Annotated in this window: 11 protein-coding genes; 5 read left to right on the top strand and 6 right to left on the bottom strand. The window is 62.4% G+C overall.

What is annotated here, in order from left to right; translation table 11 throughout:
* Positions 1–123 precede the first annotated feature (123 nt).
* The gene (gene fmt, locus LJY25_RS09350) at positions 124–1,074 is read left to right on the top strand and encodes a methionyl-tRNA formyltransferase (protein ID WP_227608055.1); all 951 of its coding nucleotides are present in this window, start codon (positions 124–126) and stop codon (positions 1,072–1,074) included.
* An 84-nt stretch (positions 1,075–1,158) separates the two neighbouring features.
* Positions 1,159–1,683 carry a dihydrofolate reductase gene (locus LJY25_RS09355; RefSeq protein WP_227608056.1) on the top strand — a complete coding sequence of 175 codons (525 nt, stop codon included), beginning with the start codon at positions 1,159–1,161 and terminating at the stop codon, positions 1,681–1,683.
* Here LJY25_RS09355 and LJY25_RS09360 read toward each other — a convergent pair.
* The 3 genes from LJY25_RS09360 to LJY25_RS09370 form a co-directional block, all read right to left on the bottom strand.
* A complete protein-coding gene (locus LJY25_RS09360; protein WP_227608057.1) occupies positions 1,664–2,926 on the bottom strand; it encodes an acyltransferase family protein in 1,263 nt (420 codons plus the stop codon). The two genes, LJY25_RS09355 and LJY25_RS09360, sit on opposite strands and share 20 nt — an antisense overlap.
* A 78-nt stretch (positions 2,927–3,004) precedes the next feature.
* The gene (porU2, locus tag LJY25_RS09365; RefSeq protein ID WP_227608058.1) at positions 3,005–8,182 is read right to left on the bottom strand and encodes a putative type IX secretion system sortase PorU2; all 5,178 of its coding nucleotides are present in this window, start codon (positions 8,180–8,182) and stop codon (positions 3,005–3,007) included.
* Positions 8,183–8,220: 38 nt separating this feature from the next.
* Complete coding sequence (locus tag LJY25_RS09370) at positions 8,221–9,321, bottom strand: putative type IX sorting system protein PorV2 (protein WP_227608059.1); 1,101 nt, start codon at positions 9,319–9,321, stop codon at positions 8,221–8,223.
* Positions 9,322–9,663: 342 nt separating this feature from the next.
* Between LJY25_RS09370 and LJY25_RS09375 the strand changes: the two genes are divergently transcribed.
* Positions 9,664–10,017, top strand: coding sequence for a PadR family transcriptional regulator (locus tag LJY25_RS09375; protein WP_227608060.1), 354 nt, complete (start codon positions 9,664–9,666; stop codon positions 10,015–10,017).
* 46 nt (positions 10,018–10,063) lie between these two features.
* The gene (locus tag LJY25_RS09380) at positions 10,064–12,670 is read left to right on the top strand and encodes a GIN domain-containing protein (protein WP_227608061.1); all 2,607 of its coding nucleotides are present in this window, start codon (positions 10,064–10,066) and stop codon (positions 12,668–12,670) included.
* A gap of 155 nt (positions 12,671–12,825) precedes the next feature.
* Here the strand turns inward: LJY25_RS09380 and LJY25_RS09385 are convergent, their stop codons facing one another.
* The 3 genes from LJY25_RS09385 to mce all read right to left on the bottom strand — a co-directional run bounded on the left by LJY25_RS09385 (position 12,826) and on the right by mce (position 15,593).
* Complete coding sequence (locus LJY25_RS09385) at positions 12,826–14,256, bottom strand: CCA tRNA nucleotidyltransferase (protein ID WP_227608062.1); 1,431 nt, start codon at positions 14,254–14,256, stop codon at positions 12,826–12,828.
* A gap of 148 nt (positions 14,257–14,404) precedes the next feature.
* On the bottom strand, positions 14,405–14,980 hold the full coding sequence (locus tag LJY25_RS09390) for an L-threonylcarbamoyladenylate synthase (RefSeq protein WP_227608063.1): 576 nt from the start codon (positions 14,978–14,980) through the stop codon (positions 14,405–14,407).
* Between the two features lie 208 nt (positions 14,981–15,188).
* Positions 15,189–15,593, bottom strand: a complete 405-nt coding sequence (gene mce / locus LJY25_RS09395; RefSeq protein ID WP_227608064.1) for a methylmalonyl-CoA epimerase — start codon at positions 15,591–15,593, stop codon at positions 15,189–15,191.
* Between the two features lie 131 nt (positions 15,594–15,724).
* Here mce and LJY25_RS09400 point away from each other — a divergent pair, with 131 nt between their 5' ends.
* Entirely contained in the window at positions 15,725–16,939 is a 1,215-nt protein-coding gene (locus LJY25_RS09400; RefSeq protein ID WP_227608065.1) for an IscS subfamily cysteine desulfurase, read from the top strand.
* The last annotated feature ends 88 nt before the right edge of the window (positions 16,940–17,027 follow it).

The raw sequence follows: 17,027 nt of genomic DNA on the forward strand, positions 1-17,027 counted from the left end.
CAAGCCTTTCTTGTCCTCGGCGCTGACTTCGACGCCCCCTCATCTGGCCGGAGTGTCGGCGTGGGCCCTTGCCGGCCGGATAAAGCCGGCGCTGCCTACTTTTGCCGCGTCACTTCCCCTCCTATGCCTGAGCCTTCTCCTCTCCGAATCATTTTCATGGGCACGCCCGAGTTTGCCGTGGCCACCCTCGACGCGCTGGTGCAGTGGCCGGGTTGCGAAGTCGTAGCCGTGCTGACCGCGCCCGACAAGCCCGCCGGGCGGGGGCAGCAGCTCCACGAGTCGGCGGTGAAGAAAGCGGCGGTGGCGTACGGGCTGCCGGTGCTGCAGCCCACCAACCTGAAGTCACCGGAGTTTCAGGCCGAGTTGCGGGCCTACGCGGCCGACCTGCAGGTGGTGGTAGCCTTCCGGATGCTGCCCGAAGCCGTCTGGAACATGCCGCGGCTGGGCTCCATCAACATCCACGCCTCCCTGCTGCCCCAGTACCGGGGTGCGGCCCCCATCAACTGGGCCCTGATCCATGGGGAAACCCAGACCGGCGTCACCTCCTTTTTCCTGCGCCACGAAATCGACACCGGCGACCTGATCTTCCAGGACGTGGTGCCCATTGATGAGGACGACGACTTCGGCTCGCTCTACGAAAAGCTGCGCCAGACCGGGGCTGCCCTGGCCTTGCGCTCGGTGCAGGCCATTGCGGCGGGCACCGCGCCCAGCATCCCGCAGGTGAACTCCGCGGAGCTGCGCCCGGCGCCCAAGCTGCAAAAGGAAACCGGCCGCCTCGACGTGGCGCAGTCGGCTACCCGGCTGGCCAACCTCGTGCGGGGCCTCTCTCCTTTTCCCACGGCCTTCACCCAGCTGCCCGACGGCCGTACGCTAAAGGTCTTCCGGGCCAAAGCCCTTCCCGAAACCGCCGCCCGGCCCGGCTCCTGGCTAACCGATGGCCGCACCTACCTGCGCCTGGCTGCCTGCGAAGGCCAGCTTGACCTGCTCGACGTGCAGCTCGAAGGCAAGAAGCGGATGCCGGTAGCCGACTTCCTGCGCGGCTTCAACGCGGCCAGCCTGACTACGCAGGCGTAAGCTACAACCCGGGCGCCGGCACGTAATACCCCGAACAAGCGAACTGCTATCAGCCTAAGGCTATCAGCTTAAAAACTTTTCCCTATGATTGCTATGGTAGTAGCCGCCGCTGACAACGGCGTAATCGGGCGCGACAACCAGCTTATCTGGCACCTGCCGGCCGACCTCAAGCACTTCAAGCAGATAACCCTGGGCCACCCGATCGTCATGGGGCGCCGCACGTACGAGGCGATTGGCCGCCCCCTGCCCAACCGCACCAACCTCGTCGTGACCCGGCAGGAAGACTGGCGGGCAGAGGGTTGCGAGGTGGCCGGCTCGGTGCAGGAAGCCATCCGCCGCGCCCAGGAGCTGGACGAGGACGTGTACGTCATCGGCGGAGGTGAAATCTACCGCCAGTCCCTGCCCCTCACCGACACGGTGTTCCTAACTGAAGTGCACCACGAGTTCGAGGGCGACACCACCTTCCCGGAGCTGCCGCGCACCGAGTGGCGGGAGGAAAGCCGGGAGCGGCACGAGGCCGACGACAAGCACGCCTACGCCTTCAGCTTCGTGAAGCTGCGCCGCCGCCTGCCCGACGTGTTCAACCCGACTACCGTGGCGGGCGCGTAAGCTCCGGCTGCAGAAACCGCGCGTACAGCCACTTCGACAGCCGCATACCCGGCAGGTCGACCAGCCGGTACATGGCGTAGGCCGCGGCCAGCAGCACCGGCCCCGAAGCCAGCAGCATCACCCCGAAGGCAGCGTGGTAGCCCAGGCGGGGCTGCAGTGCCAGAAACAGCGCCGACGACAGGGAGCCCAGCACCAGGAAATGCAGCAGGTAAAGCGAAAACGAAATGGCCCCGAGCCAGCGCAGGGGGCGTGACGACAGCACCCGCTGCAGCCCACCCGAACCCAGCACGCCTGCAATAACCAGCGCGGCACCGGCCATATGGGTCAGCAGGATCACCGTTTCGTGCGCGAGCCAGGCAGGAGAAAGCAGCCGGTAGAGACTTTGGTCGACATCCACGAAGTCGGCGGTGGGGTACGAGCCCAGCAGCAGCCCCACCAGCAGAACGGCCAATGGCCAGGCCCCGTGGCGGAATCCGGCGAGCCAGCCCGGCCCAGAGTGGCGGGCATCGTTGAGGACCACGCCGGCCACGAACGCCAGGTAAAACAAGCTCAGCTCCGACGCTGCCAGGCCCACGGTCAGCACCCCGTACAGCCAGAACCGGTACCGGCTGGGTGCTACCACAGCCAGCAGGCCAAACACCAGCAGCGACCCGTACAGCTCCAGCGACATCGTCCAGAGTACGGGGTTGTAGCGGGCTTCCCCGCTCAGCAGAATGTCGAAGGCCAGGTCGGCGGGTACTTCAGCCGGCACCAGGGGCTGGTCGTGCCACACCTGCCCCAGCCAGGAGGCCCGGGTCAGCGCCGCCACGGCCTGGTTCTGGAAGCCGCCCGCCACCCAGATAACGACGGCCAGCAAAACCGAAAAGGCGATGGGCACCAGCAGGCGCACGTACCGCCGGGCGGCGTACGAGTGTAGCACGGTCACGGCTCGGGTCCGGAAAAACTGCTCGCTCAGCACCAGTCCGCTCAGCACGAAGAACAGGCACACCGCAAAGTTGCCGCTGTACAGCACGTTAAGCGGACTGCCGGCAATGACAACTTCCGCTCCGCCCAGGTGGCTGACGTACGGGTCGGCGGTAAGCAAAGCGGGGTAGAACGCCACCAGGTAGTGGTGCGCTACCACCTGACAGGCTGCCAGGCCGCGCAGCCCGTCGAGATAGGCCAGGTTATGGGGCGAGGGTGCCGGGGCAGCCGATGGAGCCGCAAGGGAAACCGGGTGGCCGGGTGGGGAGAGCTCGGGCATAGAGCTGCGAAGCTAGCAAATACAAAGAGGTGACCCACCGGGCCACCTCTTTGCAGGCACTATGCTTTCAACCGGCAATTACCGGATCAAAACGAGCTTTCCCCAGTCCTTCTTAAAGGCCTTTTCGGTGGGCGCGGCCTTGCGGTTCTCGAACTGGTCGGGGTTGTCGAGCACCACCCGGTAGAGGTAGGTGCCGTTGGCCAGCCGGTCGCCGAACTGGTCGGTGCCGTCCCAGGCATACTCGGTGATGTTGCTGCCGATGCGCAGCTGCCCGATGTCGGTGATGTCAATCTCCCGCACCACTTTGCCGGTGAGCGTGATGATCTGAATCTTCATATCCCGGGGCAACTCCCGACCGGTGAGCGTAAACACGAACCGGGCCTTGCTGGTAATCGGGTTCGGGTACGGGTACACGTTGGTGATGGTCGAGTTGTTGATAACCTGGAACGTGATGCTATACAGCTCCGTCGCCGCTGCTGTGCCCGACACGTCCCGGCCCTGCACTTCCAGCTTGTAGACGCCGTCATCCAGCGACTTGAGCTTGCCGGGCTGAAACTCGATGCGCGCGGTGCCTTTTGCCGAGTCGGCCTGGAAAGTAATCAGCCCGCTGCTCATGCTGATCTGCTCCGGCGTGGAGGAGCCGGGCCGGGTCAGGAAGATGTCGAAGTTGTTGGCTTCCCGCTTCATGGGGCGCAGCCGGTCCTCGTCCTGCAGCAGCACCGTGATAATAGGAGCCGGCGACACAATTTCCCCGTTCAGGATATGCTTGCCGTCGAAGGCCACGTCGAGCACCGGCGGCACGTTGCGGTCCACTACGGTGAGAGTCGGTAGCAGCAGCTGGTTGTTGAAGTAGTTGAGCTCGGGCTGCAGGCGGGGGTTTACGTCCACTTCGGTCACCAAAGCTCCGGTCAGGCCCCGCACGTCCATGTTGACGTTGAACCTGGCCACCGAGTCGGGCCGGAGCACGCGGTTGTAGAAGAAGTCCTTCCGGCGGGTAACGGCACCGCTGCGGACCGTAACGCGGGCCACCAGCGGGTTGAGGAAGTTCAGGTGCGACACATTCTCGAAGAACACGGGAACGGTAATGAAGCCCCCGCCGGCGGCGGCAGTAAGCGGGGCCGCATCATACGTCCCGGCGGGTGCCAGGTCGCGCCGGACTACGCCTTCCGGTACGCCGGTGTAGGTCACGAGCCACTGCTTAAGCTGGGGCGCGGTGCGGTTCAGCGTATCGCGCATCACCAGCTCCAGCTGCATGTAAGGATACGTGCGGGCCGAGAAGCCGTTCAGAGGCAGGGTGCGCACCGTCACGTTCGGGTTCAGCACCGTGCGCACGTTGCTCGAGTCGATGCCCACCAGCCGCAGCGTGTAGGAGTCGGAAGGCTCGGTGCGGATAGTGTTGTGCAGGGCGTTCCAGCTCACCGCCGGCCCAATACGGGTGGAGGCGACAAAGCCGCTGGCCCCGCGGGTGCGCAGGAAGCCGTTCAGGGTAATGACCTGCTCGGTGCGCGGCACGCTGCTGCCGGCGCTGAAGCTCAGTTCCTGCACAGGGCGCGCGCTGGGGCCTTTCTGCCCGATAAAGGCAAACGGGTCCCCGTCCTGCAGCGTGTTGATCAGGTTCGAGCCCAAGCCTGTAAAGGCCGATTTCAGCGCGGCCGGGAACGAGGAGAAGTTTACCCGGTTCACCGATACCACCGCCACGATGCTGCCGGCAGGCACGTTGTTCAGGAACGTCAGCAGGCGGGCCTGGCCGCTGGCCGTGTTGATGTTGTCGGTAGCCGAGCGGTAGAAGCTGTAGAACTGCGACGGGGCCCGGCCGCACAGGTCGTAGGGCCCGCCGGATACGTTGCGCACCGGCGCCAGGGTCTGGCCGTTGAAGACCACCACCATCACGTTGCTGCCCCCGTTCACGCCGTTGGCTACCGAGTCGCAGTTGGCCACGTAGGGTGCGCTGCCCCCGGTCTGGATGCCGTAGCTCAGCTGGAAGGAAGCCGGTGCCCCGGCCGCCCGGCCCTGGGTCCGGAGGGTGATGCTCTGCGAGAGGTCGTTGAAGTCCCACTTGCCCGAAGGTGCCGCCACGTCAATGCGGCGTCGGTCGTCGCGGCGGAACTGCCCGTAGTGGCTTTGCGACCAGCCGCCGGGGCTGTTGCGAATCACCCGGAACGAGCTGACTGCCCAGCCGGTATCTTCCCCCGCCTGAGCGTTCTGCAGGCGCACGCGCCAGTACCACACGATGCTGTCGCGTCCGCTCAGGGCGGGCAGCGTGGGGCGCCAGCTGGCGAGCAAAGCCCCGGTTGTAGTCGTCGTCTGCTTGATCGGGGCCGCACTGCGGAAGGTCGGAATGGTATCGAGCTCCATATCGAAGCTGCGGGCCTGCACGCCGACGATGTTGGTCTGGGCCACGAGCCGCACGGTGTTGGAGGGCAGGATGGCAAACTCCGGCGGGCTGAGCGGCGTTACGCCCCCCTGCAGAAAGTTGTACTCGATGGTAGCCTCGTTGTTGGTTTCCGACTCTTCGGCTACCCGGTTGCGGTAGTCGAGCTTGACAGTGAAGCGGTTGCGGCCAAACACGTTGCCGCGGTTCACGATTTCAAAGTCGTAGATAGTGTCGCGCAGGCTCTGGCGGAACCGCTTGATCATGATGGTGTCGGGGCGGGAGCCGGACGTCAGGTTGTAGCGGCGGGTCACCGAAATCTCCACGGAGTCGGTGGTTACCTTCGCCAGGTTGCTCATCCCGATCTTGAGGATAAAGCTGCGCGAGGAAGCCTGCACCGGGGCCGGGGGATTGGCCGAAATAATCTGCAGGCGGCTGTCGTCGGTAGCGAAGTCAGGGCGGGGCGGCGAGTACAGCGCCAGCGCCGGGTCGCCCTGCCAGATGGTGTTCATCAGCTGGGCAATGCCAATGTTGGTGGTAAAGAGCGGCATGGTCTGCAGCTGGCGGTTGACCTCGTTCTGCACGGCCGCAATAGGCTTGCCATACCACACCGGGTCGTTGAACAGCAGCTTATACATCAGGTCCTGCTTCACGTCCAGGTAGCTTTCAAAGCCAAAGCTCGACTCGGCCAGAAATCCAACGGCTCCTTTGCCCTGGGCCAGCGTCCAGTCTTCCGAAAAAGCAGTAGCCTGGGGCAGGAAGGCGGCGCCGGCGCCGCAGCCGTTGTACATCATCACCGGGTACTTGCCTTGCTGGTTGTAGCCGCTGGCGGGGTTGTTGATGTCCGGCAGGTTCAGGTCGAACGTAGTGCTGGAACCGTGCCCAAAGTAGGTAACCAGCGCCAGGCCGGCGTTCAGCTCGGCCGTGATGGACACGCCAACCGGGAGTGCGCCGGTGGTGGTACGAAATACCTCCCGGACTACTCTTCCGCCAAAGGGTCGGCTTTCCAGCTTCCGCTTGTAGCGGTTCAAGAAGCCCTGAAACTGGGTAAAGTCTCCCTGGTCGTGCCCGCCGGCCATGTGGACGGCATGCTTACGCCAGGCTTCCGGTGCGCGGGGCCGCTCGTGCTCCTTGAGCTTTTCGAGGTAGTTGACCACCTGCTGCGGGGTCTGAGCCGACACCCGTCCGGTTGCCATCCGGGCTACGTAGCTGTTATTCTGCCAGTCGGAGGTGAAGAAGACGTCGGAAGCAGCCCGGGAGCTGGTGGGCACCAGGTTCTTGGTAGCAATCAAGTGGCCGATGTGACGGGGAAAGCCGACCACGGTTCCATCGTTGTACCCCTCTCCGCCCAGGTAAACACCACGGCCCAGCAGCAGCAGATACTTGGGGCGGGCATTGGCCGCCATAAACAGGCCAAACTGGCGCACCGCCAGGGGCGACTCCTCTCCGTAGAAAAACTGATTATACAGCTGCCGGCTGGTCACCACCAGCGTATCGTGCCCACCTCCAACGGCCGAAGCGCGGTAGTCGGCATAGGCCCGCACGGGGTTGGCCACGGCCCCGGCCGGGCGCATCAGCACCTCACTGGAAACGATAATAAAATTATGCGCAGCCGGGCTGATCGTGCGGAACCGGATCCGCTCGGCCGCAAAGGCCGGCTTGCGGGGGCGGGCCACGTCGGCCAGCAAAAGATGCCGGGTGCGACCCGTCGCGGCCGGAAATACAAAGGCCCGCTGCCGGGTACCGACGGCCGTGCCTTCCACCCGGCTCACGTTGTACGGGTCGGTGATGTCAAAGCCCCGCACCGTAGCCGGGATGCTGTCGAGCAGGTAGTAAGCCGGACCCGACGACAACGTGGAGTCGTTGCGGAAGCTAACCTCGTTCCAGCGGGAAAACCAACGGCTCGTCTGCGGGTAGATAACCCGGAAATAACCCACCCGGAACCGGTCCGGTGTGGGTGGAGGCACGGTGTTGTTGGCCGTAAACCGGACGCGCACTTGCCCGGAGGCGGGAATAATATCGGAACGGAGAATATTGAATACCTGCCGGGCCTTGTTGAAGCCCGAGAAGCGGACGGTACCCAGCAGGCGCATGGTGCCGCCAAAGCTGCCATCCGCGCGGGGCTGTTCGATCCAGACGTCGGCCACGTGGTTGACCGGTGAGGAGCCGACCAGCAGCACTTCGAGCTTCGGCTGGGGCCCCACCGCCGATAGGTTGCGGACCGTAGCGGAGCTATCCGGGTACATGCCCGACGCCGGGGCGTATGGGAATACAAAGCCGCCGGAAGCAATGCCGGACATGAATCCTTCGCCGGTTTCCAGCCAGGGCTGGTACACCAGGCCGTTGTCGTCTCCGACGTTAGAATACTGGTCGATCTGCAAACTCAGCGTGGATTGAATCCGGTAGGCCTGGGGCGCACCCGAGCCAGTCAGGTTGGAGCTGGCCATGGCCTTGCCCTGCCGGGCCGTCGACCAGGTCAGGAAGTAGGCGGCCGTGTCGGTGGAATAGCTGTACAGGTCGTGGGGCTGGCCGGCGGGGTCTTTGTAGAAGCCCCGGTCCAGCTTGCCGTCGTTGCGCTGCCCGTAGAATTCCAGGTAGGTGGTGGCATCAAGCGTCGCCGCGTTGCCCCCCACGTAGATAGCCACTTCCCGGCCCCGGCGCCACAGCTGGAACTGCCGGGGGTTCACCCCGCTGATGCCGGCCCGGGTCAGGTACTGGTAGTCGAGGTGGTAAAGCCCGTCGCGCAGCACCTTGATCTTGTAGTACTGCTGACCGGGCACAATCCACTCGTTGCCATAGGGCCCCGACTGAGCCTGGGCCGAACCCGCGGCGGGCCCGGCCAGCAGCAGGGTCAGCAGCAGATAAAGCAGGTAGTGTTTTCTCATAGCCTTGATTCTGTAGTCAGTCCGTAGTACGGCAACGCTTATTTAAAGGCGTAGCCGAGCGACACGATAATGGAGTTGGTCTGGGAGCGTTGCCCCAGCTTTTCTACTGAAAGCCGCGACAGCGCCATATCAATCCGCAGGCCGTTGGTGGCCACGCCTACGCCGAGGCTGGGCTGCACTGTCCATTCTTCGCCGCGGCCCAGGGGCTTTATTTTCTGAAAGTTGCTGACCCCGCCGCGCAGAAACACCAGGCTCTTGTAGCCAAACTCTACCCCGGCGTGGGGGTCGATGCTGATGAGGCCCGTGGAAATGGGCGTGTTGCGCCGCCCGTCGGTGGTCATTTCCAGGTCCGTCGCCACCAGAGCCGAGAACTGGGCCGGCAGCTGGAACGAACGGCTGCCGCCGAAAATCAGACGGGGCAGGGTTACTTCGGTGCTGTTGGTGGGCACCGGGTCGGTGCTGGTACCCGTGCCGGTAAACTTTTCGGCGTTGATAGACCAGGCGTTGAAGGTGGTCGTAATGTCGCGGGCCATCAGCCCCAGGCGCCAGCCGTTGCGCTCGTACTGCACGCCCGCGTCGATGCCGAAGCCCCAGGCATTGGCAAACTCGCCCACGTTGCGGTAGATAATCTTGCCGTTGGCCCCCAGCCTCAGGCCTTCGATGTTGCCCAGCTTGCGGGCGTACGAGAGCAGCAGGGCATAATCGGCCACGTTGAAGTAGCGGATCCGGTCATACTGAATGTAGCCGTACTCATTCACCAGGTCGCGGGTGTCGGCAATGTCGTCCACGCCCAGGCGAATTATGCTCACGCCGATGGCGCTCTTGTCGTCGAGGGGCATGGCAAACGAGCCGTAGTCGTTTTTGACGATGCCCGAAAACAGTTCCGAGTGCATCAGCACCGCGTCGTATTTGTGCTTGAGGCCCAGCAGACCGGCCGGGTTCCAGTAGCCGGCGGTGGCATCATCCACGATACTGACCTGGGTGTTGCCCATGGCCAGCGCGCGGCCCCCTACCCCGATATTCAGGAACTCGTTGCTGTACTTGGGCGTGGCGGTGGGCTCCGATGCAGATTGGGCCTGAACCGTCCCAGCGGCGGCAGTCAGGAAGAGAACGGCAGCAAGGCGAGTAGCGTGCGGCATAGAGGTGGATATGGGGCCAAAAGGGGAAGTCCCGGTTAAACGCAAGTTACTTCTTAATAGTGCTACCGGACAGATCAAAAGTCCAACCGAATTCCGGCTCCGCAAAGTTCGGCCCCTAATCAGCTTCCGCAAGGGTCCGCCCGGGCCTTTATTTCCGGGGACCGAGGCCGGGTTCCACCCCACACAGCCGGCCAGGTATAGCAATCCGAAAATATTTTCAAAGCAAAAACCGCCTTTTCAGGCTGAAAACGGGGTTTCTCGAAATTATTTTCAACAGGTACCTTGCGTCGCATAGTACCTTCCATTATCTTTGTTTCATTCTTCCACCGATTCCTGCCTGACATGAAAGTTGAAAACACCCAAGTGCAGATGCGGAAGGGCATTTTAGAGTTCTGCATCCTGGAGATAATTGCCCGCGGCGAAGTGTATGCCTCGGACATGCTCGAGGAGCTGACTGCCGCCCGCATGATTGTGGTTGAGGGCACCCTCTACCCGCTTCTGACCCGCTTAAAAAACGCCGGCCTGCTCGATTACACGTGGAAGGAGTCCACGTCGGGGCCACCCCGCAAGTACTACACCCTCACCTCAGGCGGCCAGGAGTTTCTGCACCAGCTGCGCCTGACCTGGGAAGAAGTGCAGGACTCGATCCGCATCATTCGCCAGAAACCGCACCTTAGCGGTGCCAGCGCCCAGTAGCGGCCCTTTTCTCACCGAGTTTTCAGAATTGCAGCACCGAACTGAGATGAAAAAGAACATCAGCATCAACCTTCAAGGCCTCATCTTCCACATCGAAGAGGATGGTTACGACGTGCTTAGTCGCTACCTGGCCGAAGTGAAAGCGCATTTTTCCGGCTACCGGGGCCACGAGGAAATCGTAGCCGACATCGAGGGCCGCATTGCCGAGCTGTTTGCCGCCCGCACCTCCGCCACCAAGCAGGTTATCAGCCTGGCCGACGTGCAGGAGATGGTCGCCAAGATGGGCCGGGTAAGCGACTTCCAGTCGGCCGACGAGGCTGAGGACGACGAGCAGACCCTGGAGGGCGCCGTGGCCGCCGGTACCGCCGCCGGCAGCTATACCAGCACCGGTGCCGCCGCTCCGGAAGCCGAAGCAGGCCCGCGCCGCTTGTTCCGCGACATGGCCAACCGGAAGGTGGCAGGCGTCAGCGCCGGCCTGGCCCGCTACTTCGGCATCGAGCCGCTCTGGATCCGGGTTCTGTTCCTGGGCCTAGTGATCCTTCCACAGATAATATTCGACAACACCGTCCTCGAAGACTTCGCCGAGCGGATTACGGCCATCACGTTTATCATTTACATCGTGCTCTGGATTGCGCTGCCCAAGCGCTACGACACCGTCGCCGAGTCGCAGACGGACCCCAGCTTCAAGAAGCTGTTCCGCGACACCGACAACGGCAAAGTAGGGGGGGTATCAGCCGGCCTAGCCGCCTACCTGAAAACCGACGTGACCCTGATCCGCATTCTGTTCCTGGCCGGCTTGTTTGCCGGCGGCTTCACCGTGCTGGCGTACATCCTGCTCTGGATTCTGGTCCCCGAGGCCAAGACGGTGTCGGACCGGATGCGGATGCGCGGCGACGCCGTCACGCTTTCGGGCATCGACAACAACCTGCGCAACAACGCCTACGACACTGAAACGACCGGCAACCGCCCCGTGGGCACGTTTCTGGAGGAGCTGTTCCGCAACCTGCGCCCGCTGGTCAACTTCGCTGGCTCCGTCATCCGCTGGTTTGCCGGCATCATGCTGACCATCATCGGCTTCGGTATCCTGGTCAGCCTGACCCTGGCCCTGGCCGTGGGGTTGAATCTGATTCCCGAAACCAACCACATTGTGCTCGGCGATGTGCCCGCTCACGTGCTGCTCAACGACATGCCCAAGTGGGGCGTGCTGGCTGGCTACCTCGCCAGCGCCATTCCCGCCGCCTCCCTCCTGCTGATCGGCCTGGGTTTGCTGTTCCGCCGGTCGCTGGTTAACCGGACGGTTAGCGCCTCCATGCTGGGGCTCTGGCTGCTGGGCGTGGTGGGCACCATCACGGCCGTAGCCCAGGTAAGCCAGCGGTTTCAGGAAGAAGGCATGAACGTGCAGACCCAGGCATTCAACGGTCTGACGGCCCCGGTTCTCTTCCTCGACCGCAAGAGCGTGGACCGCGGCAGCGACGAGTGGGTGGACGTAACGCTGGTAGCGGCCGACAGCAGCCGCGGCCTGAGCGTGACCCGCACCGTAACGGCTAAAGGTGCTACCGAAGCGGATGCCACCGCAACGGCGGCCTCGAGCATCAGCTACAACATCCGCCAGTCCAACGACTCCACCTTGGTATTTGACAACCACTTTGCCTTCCGGCCCGGGGCCCGCTACCGCGACCAGTCCCTGGAGCTGACCGTGCGCCTGCCCCGCGACAAAAGCTTTCGCCTGAGCGAGGACTTCGCCGACTGGATCGGAAGTGAGGATTACGTGAACAACCGGATTCCTGACAACGTGGAAAAGCACCTTTTCCGCCTGCAGGGCAATCAGCTGGCCTGCCTCGACTGCTCGGCCGATGATCTGCGTGACGACACCTCGGATGATTCGGATGAGGATGACTACAACGTAAACATTGATGTGGATGAAGACGGCGACAGCGACGGCAACATCAATCTGCACATCGACATGGGCAAAGCCGACTTTTCTACCAACCCCAACGAGTATGGCTCGGGCCGCCGCACCTATTCGGTGCGCAGCTTTAGCCGGGTCGAGGCCAGCGGAGCTTACCGGGTGGTGGTAAGCCAGGGCAGCGACTTTAAGGTGACAGCCGCGGGCGAAGAAGAAAGCCTGCGCCACCTGCGCGTGAAAACTGACGGTGACCAGCTGGAAATCTATCCCGAAAAAAAGGGCTTCCTTTCCATGAGCCCCTCGGACGACGAGCCCGTCCTTATTTCGGTGCAGATGCCCACGCTGCGGGCCCTGGACCTGAGCGGAGCCTGCAAGGGCAACGTGTCGGGCTTCAACGGCGACGCCCTGAAGGTCAGTGAGTCGGGTGCCTGCGTGGCTTCCCTGAGTGTAAATGTGCCCACCCTCCAGGTGGAGCTGAGCGGAGCCAGCCGCGCCGACCTGCGGGGCCGCACGGCCAACCTGCAGGTAGATGGCAGCGGGGCCGTCAAGGTGAATGCCCTCGGTATGCAGGCCCAGCGGGCTAACGTGGAGCTGAGCGGCTTCAGCCAGGCCCGGGTGCGGGTAAACGAGCACCTGCAGGCCGACCTCAGCGGCTCCAGCCAGGTTGACTACGCCGGCAACCCCAGCAGCATCCGTCGCGAGCTGTCGGGCTCGTCCCGGGTGCGCCAAATAAATAACAAGGAATAAGCTGATTGGTGAAGGTTGGCAGTTGATTGTTTATGACCAGTGAGCTTAATCAATCACCTACCACCAATCAACAAATAACAAAATAAAGTGCCGGCCAGGCAACGCTCAGGTTGAGGCCGGCATCTATAGCTGCGAGAAGAGAACAGAGTGCCTTTTTACTGGTGAGTGTAAAGGTGACCCGGAGGAAGCCCTTTTGCCTTTCCCTGCTGCAACAGGAAGGCAAAGGCTTCCTCCAACTCGTTTCGGATCTTCCCATCGAGAATAGCTTCCAGTACGGCTTCCTTCAGCTCCCCCACCTGCCGGGACGGCTTCAGCCCGAAGGTTTCCATGATGATTTCGCCCGTGATGACGGGCTTGAAGTTGCGCAGGTGGTCTTTCTCCTCTACTTCCCGGAGCTTCTGCTCTACTACCTCGAAGTTACGCAGGTAGCGCTGCACCCGGTTGTGGTCCTTGCTGGTGATGTCGGCCCGGCACAAGAGCATCAGCCGGTCGATGTCGTCGCCGGCCTCGAACAAGAGCCGGCGCACGGCCGAGTCGGTTACCACTTCCTTGACCAGCGCAATAGGCCGCAGGTGCAGGCGCACCAGCTTCTGCACCATGCGCATCTCCTCGCCCAGGGGCAGCTTCAGGTCGGTGAAGATCTGCGGCACCCAGCGCGCGCCCTTGTCTTCGTGGCCATGAAACGTCCAGCCCACCCGCGGGTCGTAGCGCTTCGTGGCGGGCTTGGCAATGTCGTGCAGGATGGCGGCCCAGCGCAGCCACAGGTCCCCGCCGGCCGCTACCACGTTGTCGAGCACCTGCAGGGTATGGTAGAAGTTGTCTTTGTGCGCGTGGGTGCCCACCTTTTCCACGCCGTGCAGCAACGCCATCTTCGGGAAGATCAGCTGCAGCAGGCCGGTCTGAAACAGCAGCTTGAAGCCGTAGCTGGGCTTGGCCGCTTTAATGATCTTGTTCAGCTCGTCGGTTATCCGCTCCTGCGACACGATCTTAATGCGGTCCTTGTTGCGGGCAATGGCGTCGAAGGTGTCGGGCTCGATGTCGAAGTTAAGCTGGGTGGCAAAGCGCACGGCCCGCATCATGCGCAGCGGATCGTCGGAAAAGGTGATGTCCGGGTCGAGCGGCGTGCGGATGGTTTTGCGCTGCAGGTCGCCCATTCCGTCGTAACGGTCTACGAGCGCGCCGAAATCAGCGGGATTCAGACTGATACCCAGAGCGTTGATAGTGAAGTCGCGCCGGGCCAGGTCTTCTTCCAAGGTGCCGGCGGCCACCTCCGGCTTCCGCGACTCGCTTCGGTAGCTTTCCTTGCGGGCGCCCACAAACTCCAGCTCCACCTCCGGGGTGGGCAGCATGGCCGTTCCAAAGTTCTTGAATACCGTGACCCGGGGCTTGCCCGGCAGCTTGCGCCCCACCAGCTGGGCCAGCTGAATACCGTCGCCCACGCATACCACGTCGATGTCCTTGCTGGGGCGCTCCAAAGCCAGGTCGCGCACGTAGCCCCCGATGACGTAGGCCGGAAACTTCAGCTCGCCGGCGGCTTCGGCAATGGTGCGGAAGATGGGGTTTTCGGGCAGCTGGGGTACTTTCATGCAAATCAGGCTTGGCAAAACAGACCGCAAAGGTAAGCCCTGCGGTAGCTATTCGCTGATGGCTGTCGGCGAATAGCTACGCAAGGCTTTAACTCCTCTCTAGAAGACGTTAACCGACCAACGCCAACCGCTAACAGCCTGGGGCAGTTTAGTCGCGCAGCACTTCCAGGCCGCCGTCGGCCAGCACCCGTACCACCCGGGACGGGGCCGCGGGCGTGGTTTCCTGCTGCCGCCACTCCACCACGTAGTCCACTGCCCTGATGATGGCCGGACTAACTTCGGCAAAGATGCCGGGCGTGGGCTCCCCGCTGATGTTAGCCGAGGTTGACACCAGTCCGTGCCCCAGCCGCCGCACTACCTTATAAGTAAACTCGTCGTCCCGGACCACCCGCAGGCCGATGGTGCCGTCGGGCGCCAGGAGCGCGGGCGCCAGGTGGCGGCTGCCGCTCACGACGTAGGTAGTAGGTTTCTGCTGGGTGGCCAGCAGCTCGGTCAGGTTAGCCGGCACCTGCTCGGCGTAGCGGGCAAACATGGTTTCGTCGGCCACCAGCACGATGCAGCCTTTTTCCGGCGGACGTTTTTTCAGCTTGTACAGCTGCTCCACGGCCCGGGGCACCTCGGCGTCGCAGCCCAGGCCCCACACCGTGTCGGTCGGGTACAGAATCACCTGCTGAAGCAGCAGGGCATCCACGGCAGCGTCAACTTCCTGTTGGAAACGGTTCATAATGCAAATTTGAATTCAAGCTTTTCCTGGCCTTACTCTATAGGTTTTTCAACCACGGGATTTTAGCACTCAGCCACACTATAAAGAGCATGAACAATACCCCCACCACCAACACGACCATGCCGAATATACTGGCTTTCGTTTCATAAGAAGCCCGGCTATTTACGTCTTCAAAGGCATCATAAATCCATTCCAGAAAGCGCCTCATTTACCGAATCTCTTGGCAGAGCTCGACGAGCACGCCGGCGGCGCTTTTGGGGTGTACGAAACAGACGAGCTTATTGTCGGCTCCGCGCTTGGGCTCCTCGTTGAGCAGCACAAAGCCCTGCTCCCGCAGCCGCGCCATCTCGGCCCGGATGTCGTCGACTTCGAAGGCCATGTGGTGGATGCCTTCCCCTTTCTTGGCGAGAAACTTCGTGATGGCGCTTTCCGGAGTAGTGCCGGCCAGCAGCTCGATCTTGGAGCCGCCCACCTGAAAAAACACGGTATCCACGCCCTCACTGGCCACGTGCTCCTGCTTGTAGGGCGGCTGGCCGAGCAGCAGGGTGTACAGCTCAGTGGCGGCGGTCAGGTCCGCTACGGCGAGGCCCAGGTGTTCGAGGTTGGTCAGCATAAAGTGAGGGTGCCGGAATTACCTAGCTTGTTTGGAATATGTCTACTTTTGTGGCGGCAAAGTAAAACCAGTTATCTGGTTTTGCTGTTCTACCAGAGAATGATTCTCCGCTGACTTACTGACTCCGAGCCATGCTCAAGCTACCTATCTACCTCGACAACAACGCCACTACCCCGCTCGACCCCCGGGTGCTGGAGGCTATGATGCCTTACCTGACGGAGGTATTCGGCAACGCTGCTTCCCGCAACCACCCGTTCGGCTGGGCAGCGGAAGAGGCCGTCGATTACGCCCGTGAGCAGATTGCTCAGCTTATCAAGTGCGACCCCAAGGAAATCATCTTCACCTCGGGTGCAACCGAGTCCGATAACCTGGGCATTAAGGGCGTGTACGAAATGTACTCCCAGCGCGGCAACCACATCATCACCGCGACCACCGAGCACAAAGCCGTGCTCGATACCTGCAAGCATATTGAGAAGCTCGGCGGCCGGGTTACGTACCTGCCCGTCAACGAGCAGGGCCTGATCAGCCTGGAAGAGCTGGAAGCGGCCATGACGCCCCAGACGATTCTGGTAACCATCATGTACGGCAACAACGAGACGGGCACCATTCAGCCCATCCGCGAAATTGCCGCCATTGCCCACAAGCACGGCGCACTGTTCATGACCGATGCCACCCAGGCCGTGGGCAAGATTCCCGTGGACGTCATTGCCGACGGCATCGACCTGATGGCCTTCTCGGCCCACAAGATGTACGGCCCGAAGGGCGTGGGCGCGCTGTACGTGCGCCGCAAAAACCCCCGGGTAAAGGTAACCGCCCAGATGGACGGCGGCGGGCACGAGCGCGGCATGCGCTCCGGCACGCTCAACGTCCCCGGCATTGTGGGCCTGGGCAAGGCCTGTGAGGTCTGCCGCCTCGACATGGAAGCCGACACCCAGCGTATCTCCGCCATGCGGGACCGTCTCGAGCGCGAGCTGCTGACGCTGGAGGAAAGCTACGTGAACGGCTCGCGCGAGCACCGCCTGCCCCACGTCACCAACATCTCCTTTAAGTACGTGGAAGGCGAAGGCCTGATGATGGGTGTGAAGGACTTGGCGGTATCGTCGGGATCGGCCTGTACGTCGGCTTCGCTGGAGCCCTCGTACGTGCTCAAGGCCCTGGGCCTGAGCGACGACCTGGCGCACTCTTCCCTGCGCTTCGGCCTGAGCCGCTTTACCACCGATGAGCAAATCGACTTCGCCATCGGCCACGTAAAAGAAGCCGTAACCAAACTCCGCGAAATGTCGCCCCTGTGGGAGATGTTCAAGGAGGGCATCGACCTCGACAAGATCGAGTGGGCTGAACACTAGAATTTCGTTGCTCGTTATTAGCTGTCAGTTGTTAGATCATACTATCTACTGACATTCAATAACTAACAACTGACAACCAACAACTGAC

The organism is Hymenobacter translucens, from assembly GCF_020685205.1.
Lineage (GTDB): Bacteria > Bacteroidota > Bacteroidia > Cytophagales > Hymenobacteraceae > Hymenobacter > Hymenobacter translucens.

What these genes read in the sequence shown, in the direction of transcription:
- LJY25_RS09355 (WP_227608056.1), top strand. Translation starts at nt 1,159, where the DNA reads ATGATTGCTATGGTAGTAGCCGCCGCTGACAACGGCGTAATCGGGCGC.
- fmt (WP_227608055.1), top strand. Translation starts at nt 124, where the DNA reads ATGCCTGAGCCTTCTCCTCTCCGAATCATTTTCATGGGCACGCCCGAG.
- LJY25_RS09380 (WP_227608061.1), top strand. Translation starts at nt 10,064, where the DNA reads ATGAAAAAGAACATCAGCATCAACCTTCAAGGCCTCATCTTCCACATC.
- LJY25_RS09370 (WP_227608059.1), bottom strand. Translation starts at nt 9,321, where the DNA reads ATGCCGCACGCTACTCGCCTTGCTGCCGTTCTCTTCCTGACTGCCGCC.
- LJY25_RS09375 (WP_227608060.1), top strand. Translation starts at nt 9,664, where the DNA reads ATGAAAGTTGAAAACACCCAAGTGCAGATGCGGAAGGGCATTTTAGAG.
- porU2 (WP_227608058.1), bottom strand. Translation starts at nt 8,182, where the DNA reads ATGAGAAAACACTACCTGCTTTATCTGCTGCTGACCCTGCTGCTGGCC.
- mce (WP_227608064.1), bottom strand. Translation starts at nt 15,593, where the DNA reads ATGCTGACCAACCTCGAACACCTGGGCCTCGCCGTAGCGGACCTGACC.
- LJY25_RS09400 (WP_227608065.1), top strand. Translation starts at nt 15,725, where the DNA reads ATGCTCAAGCTACCTATCTACCTCGACAACAACGCCACTACCCCGCTC.
- LJY25_RS09385 (WP_227608062.1), bottom strand. Translation starts at nt 14,256, where the DNA reads ATGAAAGTACCCCAGCTGCCCGAAAACCCCATCTTCCGCACCATTGCC.
- LJY25_RS09390 (WP_227608063.1), bottom strand. Translation starts at nt 14,980, where the DNA reads ATGAACCGTTTCCAACAGGAAGTTGACGCTGCCGTGGATGCCCTGCTG.
- LJY25_RS09360 (WP_227608057.1), bottom strand. Translation starts at nt 2,926, where the DNA reads ATGCCCGAGCTCTCCCCACCCGGCCACCCGGTTTCCCTTGCGGCTCCA.